The 9568-nt window shown below is 44.6% G+C and carries 6 protein-coding genes; all 6 read right to left on the bottom strand.

What is annotated here, in order from left to right:
- Nucleotides 1-165 precede the first annotated feature (165 nt).
- The gene (locus ACO4PX_RS05860) at nucleotides 166-1860 is read right to left on the bottom strand and encodes an EAL domain-containing protein (RefSeq protein WP_485571964.1); all 1695 of its coding nucleotides are present in this window, start codon (nucleotides 1858-1860) and stop codon (nucleotides 166-168) included.
- Nucleotides 1861-1985: 125 nt separating this feature from the next.
- Nucleotides 1986-2765, bottom strand: a complete 780-nt coding sequence (locus tag ACO4PX_RS05865) for a tRNA threonylcarbamoyladenosine dehydratase (protein ID WP_485571965.1) — start codon at nucleotides 2763-2765, stop codon at nucleotides 1986-1988.
- A gap of 22 nt (nucleotides 2766-2787) precedes the next feature.
- A complete protein-coding gene (locus ACO4PX_RS05870) occupies nucleotides 2788-3327 on the bottom strand; it encodes a biotin transporter BioY (protein WP_304069277.1) in 540 nt (179 codons plus the stop codon).
- A 118-nt stretch (nucleotides 3328-3445) separates the two neighbouring features.
- Nucleotides 3446-4708, bottom strand: coding sequence for a type I phosphomannose isomerase catalytic subunit (locus tag ACO4PX_RS05875; RefSeq protein WP_485571966.1), 1263 nt, complete (start codon nucleotides 4706-4708; stop codon nucleotides 3446-3448).
- A gap of 94 nt (nucleotides 4709-4802) precedes the next feature.
- Entirely contained in the window at nucleotides 4803-7535 is a 2733-nt protein-coding gene (locus ACO4PX_RS05880; RefSeq protein WP_472447362.1) for a transglycosylase domain-containing protein, read from the bottom strand.
- Nucleotides 7536-7793: 258 nt separating this feature from the next.
- Entirely contained in the window at nucleotides 7794-9344 is a 1551-nt protein-coding gene (gene rny, locus ACO4PX_RS05885; protein ID WP_040649297.1) for a ribonuclease Y, read from the bottom strand.
- Between the last annotated feature and the right edge of the window lie 224 nt (nucleotides 9345-9568).

Raw genomic sequence — 9568 nt, forward strand, 5'->3', positions numbered from 1 at the left:
GTATTTTATTCTAAAAATCTTAATCTTATGCTTGACTATTAATAGTTAGTCTTTCTTAAAACTTTCCCCTACTCTGTTCCCCTATATCTAATTGGTACTACTCCGAACTTAAACATAATACTCTACACTTACACACATCAATACTCTACACCCATACAAAGATTTCTAACGATCAAAAAAATCCTCTTCTTGAATGATTTGTTGATCTTCTTTATGCATCATAGATACTTTATCCATATTCAAGGTATGAATACCGAAAATCACCCTTTCCTGCTTTGAGCGCTCATGAGAACGGATTAAGACGAAACGCTTCCATACATATTCGTTCTTACGATTTTTGCTCCTGAAATACGCCAAAATAAAATCCTTCTCCGCACTTTCCACTCTTTTCGCCATAGTATCAGGATTCAAGAACTGCCAGCAGGCTTCCTTGTCCTTCGGATAGACCTTGTTTTCCACAAACTTTTCAATTTCTCCCCGAAGATTGCTGCTCTCATGAACCCCTTCATAGATTTCATTGACATAAACCGGATTTAGCAAGTTCTCCTTTAAATCAAAAACAAAAACCATATCATAGACGGTATACAGCGGGCTTAAGGCCTCCTGAAACTCCTTATTCTTTTGAAATCTTCTGATATTAGACAGAATATCCAAGCGCACCAAGAAGATATTTTTATTTCCTTTTCGGGCTACCAGTCTGGTCTGAAATTGACAATGCCTACCCCCGGATAAAAAATCCATGGCTTCAATTCTTCCGGATTTCCTGGCTAAATCCATAATATCCCGCATTTTATCCGTAAAAAGAATGGACCTGTCATTTAACAAATCCTGAAATTGATGCGTTCCCTCATACCCCAGCTCCAAAAGATTCTTTCGATATGGCTTGGTAAAATTCAAGTGTTTTAATACCCCATCAATCTCCGACATAACCGCCACCGGCTGACCTGTTTCAAAGCCGTGAATGCTGGGGGAAGAATCGGAGCGTTCCAAATCAAAGGGCACGGGACTGATAATATTGACAAAGCCGATTTCATCGTACAGGTAGCAATCTTCTTCCGTCTCCATTTCGTAGCTTTCTTCCATGGAAACAAACCACTCCTTCATGGCTTCAGGTCTTGCAAAATAATAGCCCTGCATTCTTTCACAACCTGCCACCTTCAAAAAACGAAATTGCTCTTCCGTTTCCACACCTTCCGCTACCGTATGAATTCCAATTTCCTTCGCCATATACAGAATGGAAGAAATGATAATAAGAGACTTTTTCCCCATATCACTGAGGAAACGCATATCAATCTTGAAAGTATCAAATTCAAACTCTTTTAAGAGATTCAAAGAAGAATATCCTGAGCCGAAATCATCCATCCATACCTTATAGCCCAGAGTGTGCAATTCTCTTACCGTATCCTTCATATAGGCTTCATTTTCCATTACGGCACTTTCCGTAATTTCAATGTGAACATAATTTCTCGGCAAGGAATTCCGCTCCATGATTTCTTCCATCTCTTGAAGAAGTGTGGGTACGTCAAAATCCAGACGGGAAAAGTTCATCGAAATAGGTACGATAAACTGTCCTCGCCTTCTTCTTTCTCCAAGCTCCCGACATATTGTTTCCATTACATATCGGTCCAGAAGATGTATCTTTCTTTTTTTCTCCAGCACTGGAATAAACTCTCCCGGAGAAATCATCCCATATACCGGATCTATCCAACGGGATAGAGCTTCCGCTCCGCAGACACGCTTTGATAATCCACGAATATTGGTCTGCAAATACACCTGAATCCACTCTTTTTCAATGGCTTCTTCGATATGGCTCTCTATATAGCTTTCCAGTTCCTTATCCTTGGGTTTTCTCAGTGACATCCTTCCACTCCTTTATCCTATCTAAAGATTTTCGTCTTTAAAGGGATAAATCATAAGTCCAAAAGCCATAAGATTTTCCGGTTTCAACTAAAATATAATGCTCTACCTTCCGTTAAATCCCTGAACTACTGTAGTAAATCCTTTACGATTTCCCCTCCCATAATTAAACCTACCACAGGAGGAACAAAGGCAACGGAACCGGGGACAGACCGTTTCCCCTTAGCTTTGGGAAGCTCTGCTTCCGCTCCACTTGGCTCGGTGTGGGAACTCTCTGAAGCAGTTTGAGCTGCCCCCGTTTGCTCTATGGGCTCTATGGGCTTTCTGGGCATTTCTTCGGAATACACTACCTTCAGGCTTTCTATTCCTCTTTTTTTACATTCTCTTCTCATCACCTTGGCCAGGGGACAAATCCTGGTTTCATACAAATCCGCCACCTTAAACCCGGCGGGATTCAGCTTATTGCCTGCTCCCATGGCGGAAATAATCGGTACACCCGCTTCCTTGGCCGCTTCAATCAAAGACAGCTTTGCCGCCACCGTGTCCACTGCATCCACCACATAATCATAAGCAGAAAAGTCAAACTGATCTTTGGTTTCCGGTAAATAAAAACAGCGAAAAGCTCGGACTTTACAGTCCGGATTAATGGAATGAATCCTTTCCTCCGCAATCTCTACCTTGGCTCTTCCTACAGTATCTCTTGTGGCAATGATTTGTCTGTTCAAATTGCTTAAGCAAACCACATCATCATCCACCACATCGATTTGACCGACTCCGCTTCTCACAAGGGACTCTACACAATAGCCTCCCACTCCTCCGATACCGAAAACAATTACCTTCGCTTTACTTAGCTTTTCCACTGCCTCAGACCCTAGCAATCGCTCGGTTCTTGAAAATTGACCTTCCATCCTTACTCCCTATACCAAAATTTTATTCTGCCTGCAAAAAGGACAGTCTGCTCCTAATTTTTCTTCCCAAAGCCAGTGCCAAAAAGACCTTAACAGCATCCGGAAGAATAAAGGGCAGCACGCCTACCGATAAGGCCTTTCCAAAATCCATAGACAAAACCTTTCCCAACCATAAAGTCCCCAGTAAATAGCAAAGGACAATGCCGAAGGCCAAGCCCAGATACTGCTTTATAAAACTTTTGGAAAAACGATCCACTGCATAGCCTCCAAAAAAGGCAAGGAAAATCATTCCGATTAAATAGCCTCCTGTGGGTCCCAGAAGCTTTTCCACACCGGCACCATAATTCGAAAAAACCGGTAAGCCGATGAAGCCCAGCAAGAGATATAAAAGATAAGAAAGCATTCCCAGATTTCTTCCTAAAATCGTTACCGATAGGCAAACCGCAAAGGTACCTAAAGAAATCGGTACAGGCCCGATATTAATGGAAATCGGCGATAAGATACAGCTTACCGCTGTCATAATGGCTGCTAAACTCATTTGCTTTACAGAAATTGCTTTCATACTTTTCTTTCCCTTCCCTTGAATATTGCTTTTCCCTTGAATTCTGCTTTTTCCTTCAATATTGCTTCTTCCTTCAATATTGCTTCTTCCTTCAATGTTACTAAATACTTTAAACTGCTTAATCCTCCCGGACGCAGTCCTTTTCGCTAAGGAAAGTCAATAAAAACTTTCCTGTCCCCTTCAAAGACCACTGCCCCTCTTCTGCAGGGAGGAAATAGCTTTCTCCCTTTTTCACAAATCGTTGTTCCTTTTTCCCCGCGAAAGAGCATTTTTCCTGTTTATACTCCGTAGAACTTTCCTGATGCATGTCCTCACAGCACTTAGTTTCTTCTATAAGTACCCCTTCTCCCTCCAAAACCAAGAGGGAAAGGAAACTCTCTTTTGTCAGTTTTCCGCTATAGAAAGCATTGTCCTCTAAGCAAAGTCTGTCTACCGTAAAATATTCACAGGAACCGATTCGTTCCAGGTAGACGTTTTTTCCTGCCGCGTCTTTTCCTTCCGCGCTTTTTTCTGCCGCGTTTTCTTCTACCGCCTTTGTTCCTTGCTTTTTGAATGCTTCTTGCCTATAAGAGGAAAGCTGTTTTCGGTCCATCACCTCCAAAGCCTTCTCCACATGCAGTTCTCTGGTATTTCCTTGGGCGTCTTTTCTGCCGTAATCGTAAACTCTGTAGGTCAGGTTGGAGTTTTGCTGTACTTCCGCAAGCAGGATACCGGCTCCGATGGCATGCACGGTTCCTGCCGGGATGAAAAATACATCCCCCGGTTCTACCATCACCTTACAAAGAAGAGAAGGAAAGTTTTCCTCCTCTATCGCTCTTCGGATTTCTTCTTCCGTATAGTCTTTTTGAAAGCCGAAATAAAGAAAAGCGCCTTCCTCCCGTTCCAAGACGATCCACATCTCCGTTTTGCCGTATTGCCCTTCCCGGGATAAAGCAAAGCTGTCATCGGGATGCACTTGAATGGACAGGGCTTTCTTCGCATCAATCAGTTTAATCAGCGTTGGGAAAAAAGGAAAGGCTTTACCCAAACTACCCGCTGCTTCAGGATGGGATTTAAGGTAATCGGCAAAGCTTTCTCCATGGGAACAACTATCTCCTTCAGAAAAAAATCCCCCTTCAGAAGATGTCGTTCCTTCGAAAAAAAATCTTCCTTCTGAAGATTCCGTTCCTTCAGAAGACTTCGCCCCTTCAGAAGATGCCGCTCCTTCAGAAAAACGCGACTCGTCGGAAAAGCTGATTCGACTGTCTCCATCCGGATGGGCGGAAAGCACCCAAGCTTCCGCAAGGGGAGTCTTAGGAGAGGATATCCCGTATTCCCTGATTAGCTTTTCTCCTCCCCATAAATACTGTTTGCAAGCCGGATGAATTTTCCCTATTGCCATAAACCATTTTCCTTCCTAAGAACTCCTCCCGGATCGGTTCCTTCGTAGATTCCTCTATGGGCTTACTCCCGAATCGGTTCCTTCGTAGAACCCTCTATGGGCTTACTCCCGGGCCGTTGTTGCTGTCTCGCTCTCCCAGGTAATTTCCCGGTCCGGGGCCGCTATAGAAGGGAGAGCCTTCTCCACTCTTACTCTCCAGCGTTTCTTCTTCCTTCTTGGGCAGGCTTCGAACACGGCGAATTGCCGCATCCAGCTGTTGACTCAAGCTGTAATAGTCTTCACTACCGTTCAGCTCCTGCAACCGTTCGATAGCATCATTAATCAATGCCTCTGTATCTCCGTCTCTATACTCTAAGCTCTGTAAACCGGTCAGAGCGGATAAGAAGGACTCTCGCTTGGCATTCTTCTGCGCCTTTTCCTCCGCTTCCTTTGCCTTACTTTCCGCTATAGATTCCTGTACTCTGGATTCTTCTTCCTTCTTGGCAATGTAAGCATCAATCTCGTCTTTCCATTTATCCTCAATCACCAGGAACTCTTTTTGCTTTGTAAAAAGTCGCTCCTGATATTCCTTTTTGAATTTTTCATCCGTAATATCATTTAAGGAATCCCGGATTTTTCCGAAAAGGGTTCTGGCGGTAAAGACATCCTCCAGCTTCTGAATCTTCATAGCCTCATAGGTCTTGATGTCCTTCTCTATCTGTGCCTTGGTTTCCTTTTCCGCCTTCTTCTTCCGATTCTCTTCGCCTCTTTGCTTTGCGGTCTTGGAAACGTAGTCTGTAATGCCGGACTTTTCATCCGCCTCTTTGACTACAGTATCCGGCACTTCCCAATCCTCCGGCTCCAGATCCTCATGAAGAATATCCATGGTATTTTTCCAGATTTTTCCGGCATAGGTGGCACCGTAGATTCCCGGCATTTCCACAGGCATATCATGGCCAACCCAGATTGCCGCACTATAATATTTGGTATAGCCGCAGAACCAGGTATCCTTTGAGCCGTTACTGGTTCCGGTTTTTCCTGCTGCCGGCATCTTGTTTTTCAGCTGTAAACCACGGCCGGTACCATACTCCGTATTCATGGTTCCCTTTAAAATGTCCGTCATAATAAAGGCGGTATCTTCTCGGAAGACCTGGGTATTCTGGATGGTCTTCTCATCTGCCACCACCCCGTCTTTATCGGATTCAATCTTGAGAATGCAGGTTTTATTGCTGTATACGCCCCCATTGGCCAGGGTGGAATAGCCCTTCGCCATATCCACCACACGAAGACCGTTGGTAAAGCCGCCGATGGAAACCGCCAAGGCATCGTTATCCTTCACGCTGATTCCGGAAAAATGCATTTTCTCCAAATAATCCAAACCGTTCTGAATACCGATACCGTCCAAAATCTGCCAAGCCACCGTATTCAAGGAACGGTTGGCAGCCTCTCTCATGGTAACCGCCCCGTAGTAGTGGTCACCGGAATTCGAGGGTCCGTTTTCAAATTTGTGGTCGTCAATAACGGAAGCCGCATTGTACTCTCCAAGGTCCAAGGCCGGTGCATAATCCAGCAAAGGCTTAATCGCGGAACCGGGCTGACGATAGCTTAAGTAAGCACGGTTATATTTGTCCTCGGTGCCTCTTCCTCCAACGGTAGCCACCACATAACCTGTTTTATTGTCAATGATTACGCCGGCTCCCTGCATGGAAAGCTTTCCGTTTTCCTGCACCTCCTGAAACTTGGACAGCCCCTTGTCCAGCGTTTCCTGTAAAATGTTTTGGATTTTAGGGTCCAGGGAGGTATAGATTTTGTATCCTCCCGCCCGAAGCTCCCGATTGTAAAAATTGTATTGTTCCTCGTACTGATCCTGATAAGCTTCCTTATCTGCCTGGGTTTCAAAATGATAGGTAAAGGGGAATTTATTAACCTCCATCATACGGATGGTAGCCGCATAGAGGGCATAGGAGTTCATATAATCCTCATCCGTACCCTTCTGCACATTTTGGGAAATCTGTAAAGGCTTTCCGATGGCCTCCTCATATTCCGCCTCTGTAATATACCCCACTGTCTCCATAGACTTTAATACCTGATTTCGCTTCTTTAAAGCCAAATCAGGGTGGCGCACCGGTTCATATCGGGAAGGAGCGTTGGAAATCCCCGCCAACATAGCCGCTTCTTCCACCGTTAAGTCCTTTGCAGGCTTTTCGAAGTAATACTGGCTGGCCGCTTCCACACCGTAGCAGTTATTTCCGTAAAAGTTGGTATTACAGTAAATCTCCATAATGTCGGCCTTGCTGTACATCTTCTCCAGCTCTTGCGCCAACATGATTTCTACAATCTTTCTGGTAAAGGTTTTCTCCTGGCTTAGATAGGTATTCTTCACCACCTGTTGGGTAATGGTAGAACCGCCCTGAGTGATTCTTCCCCGATTTTTGACCAGCTGAAAAACCGCACGAAGTGTGGCCTTATAATCCACTCCATGGTGGGTTTTAAAATTTCGATCCTCCTGGGCGATGTAGGCATTTTGCAGATTCGGGGAAATGTCTTCGATTTTATCGTACACAAAATGCCCGGCATTAATGGTGCCAAGCTGCTGTCCGTCTGTATCAAAAACCACCGTATCCGCTCTCTTGGTTAAATCCTTTAAATTGCTGCCTGCCAGCTTATCATAGGCAATCCCCCGGAGACGATTCACCTCCGGACGGATAAAAATCACATAGCCCAATACAGAAAGCACAAACAGAAACAAAACACTGCCCAGAAACAGCCTCCGGATAAAGCGAAAGGCAGAGGATTTCTTCTTTCCTCTCTTATGTCCTCTTTCTCCTTCTCTTATCTCTCTTCCCATTCTTGAACCTCATATTCCAACAATATGTCTGTTAACTTAGCAAAAATGTATTTCTTATCCTTTCTATTTCTCTCCGGAATTTTAACAAAAATTCTGTGGAGAATCAGAAAAAATATTGAAAGAACTTCTTAGGATATGACAATTTTCTCTTAAACTCGTTACTTCTTTACCCAAATCCGCCTATAAAAAATAGCGGATTGCAACTTTCGGAAAATCAAAGAAACGGCACAAAGCTCTTTTGAACCCTGTGCCGAAGCCTTATTTCGCGTAATCTACCGCTCTTGACTCTCTGATGATGTTTACCTTAATCACGCCGGGATACTGCATCTGCTCCTGAATCTGCTGAGAAATGTTTCTGGCCATAATGGTCATATCATCATCACTCACCTCTTCCGGAACTACCATAATGCGAACCTCTCGTCCCGCCTGTACCGCAAAGGATTTCTCTACTCCGTGATAAGAGTTGGCAATCTCTTCCAATTCCTTCAAACGGTTGGTATAGGTCTCCAAAGCCTTTCTTCTGGCTCCCGGTCTTGCTGCGGAAATGGCATCCGCTGCCGCCACGATGAAGGAAGTCAAGGATGTGGGCTCCGTTCCGCCGTGGTGAGATGCCACAGCATTGATAACGGGTTCGGGCTCATGGTATTTCTGACAAAGTTCAATACCAAGATCCACATGGGTTCCTTCTACTTCATGGTCAATGGCTTTTCCAATATCATGGAGAAGACCGGCACGCTTAGCCATACGAACATCCAAGCCCAGCTCCTGCGCCAAAAGGCCGGAAATCTGTGCAACTTCTATAGAATGCTGTAAAGCATTCTGTCCAAAGGATGTACGGAACTTCATTCTTCCCAAAAGGAACACCAGCTCCGGATGCACACCGTGAACCCCCAGTTCCAGGAGAGTAGACTCTCCCTCTTCCTTAATGCTGTCGTGCACTTCCTTACGACTCTTCTCCACCACTTCTTCAATGCGAGCAGGGTGAATTCTGCCGTCTACAATTAGCTTTTCCAGTGCAATTCTGGCTACTTCTCTACGAATCGGGTCGAAACCGGACAGCACCACTGCCTCCGGTGTATCGTCGATAATCAACTCCACTCCGGTCAGTTGCTCTAAAGTGCGGATATTTCTACCCTCACGACCGATGATTCTTCCCTTCATTTCATCGTTGGGAAGCTGTACAACGGAAACGGTAGACTCTGTTACCTGGTCTGCCGCACAACGCTGAATAGCCTCTACGATATATTCTCTGGCGGTTTTCTCCGCCTCTTCCTTGGCTCTGGCCTCATATTCCCGAATATATAAAGCGGTATCGTGCTTAATACTTTCCTCTACGGAATGCAACAATTCCTGTCTGGCCTGATCCTTGGTTAAGCCGGAAACTCTTTCCAGCTCAATCAGCTTCTGGCTATGAAGCTGTTCGATTTCCCCTTCCCTGGTCTGTAATCCTTCCTCTTTTCTCTGGAGATCCGATTCCTTCTTCTCTAAGTTTGCCGCTTTCTTCTCGGAGCTTTCTTCCCTTTTCAAAATTCTCTTCTCAAGGTCGGAAATTTCTCTTCTACGGTCCTTAATTTCCTTATCCAGCTCATTCTTAGCCTTCAGTGCTTCTTCTTTTGCTTCTAGTAATGCTTCTCTCTTCTTGTTCTCCGCAGTGCGAATGGCATCATCAATAATCTCCCTGGACTTCTCCTCAGCTGTTCCTACCTTCCGAGCATAATTGGTTCTTTCTTTATTCTGTCCAAGGATGAACATGATTGCCCCCACTACTGCCGCCACAATCACAATGATGGCGATTCCCAATGGGTTCAATGTCTGTACCTCCTTCACTATTCTTTTGTTAATGTACAAATATGTGAAGCAAAGCAGGGTTGGCCACGCCAAAAATCCCTTGCAAAAATCTCTCTGTTACCATATTCAACCTTTTAACAAGCTTATTTTAAGGGATATAAATACTTGTGTCAATGAGAACTATTTCCTGTGATGGAGTAAACTTATTGTCAGTTAACGAGCTTCAAAAATACACCTTGATAAAA

It is taken from the genome of Oribacterium sp., assembly GCF_057249185.1.

Coding starts and splice junctions, on each gene's coding strand:
- ACO4PX_RS05865 (WP_485571965.1), bottom strand. CDS start 2,765: ATGGAAGGTCAATTTTCAAGAACCGAGCGATTGCTAGGGTCTGAGGCA.
- ACO4PX_RS05880 (WP_472447362.1), bottom strand. CDS start 7,535: ATGGGAAGAGAGATAAGAGAAGGAGAAAGAGGACATAAGAGAGGAAAG.
- ACO4PX_RS05860 (WP_485571964.1), bottom strand. CDS start 1,860: ATGTCACTGAGAAAACCCAAGGATAAGGAACTGGAAAGCTATATAGAG.
- ACO4PX_RS05875 (WP_485571966.1), bottom strand. CDS start 4,708: ATGGCAATAGGGAAAATTCATCCGGCTTGCAAACAGTATTTATGGGGA.
- ACO4PX_RS05870 (WP_304069277.1), bottom strand. CDS start 3,327: ATGAAAGCAATTTCTGTAAAGCAAATGAGTTTAGCAGCCATTATGACA.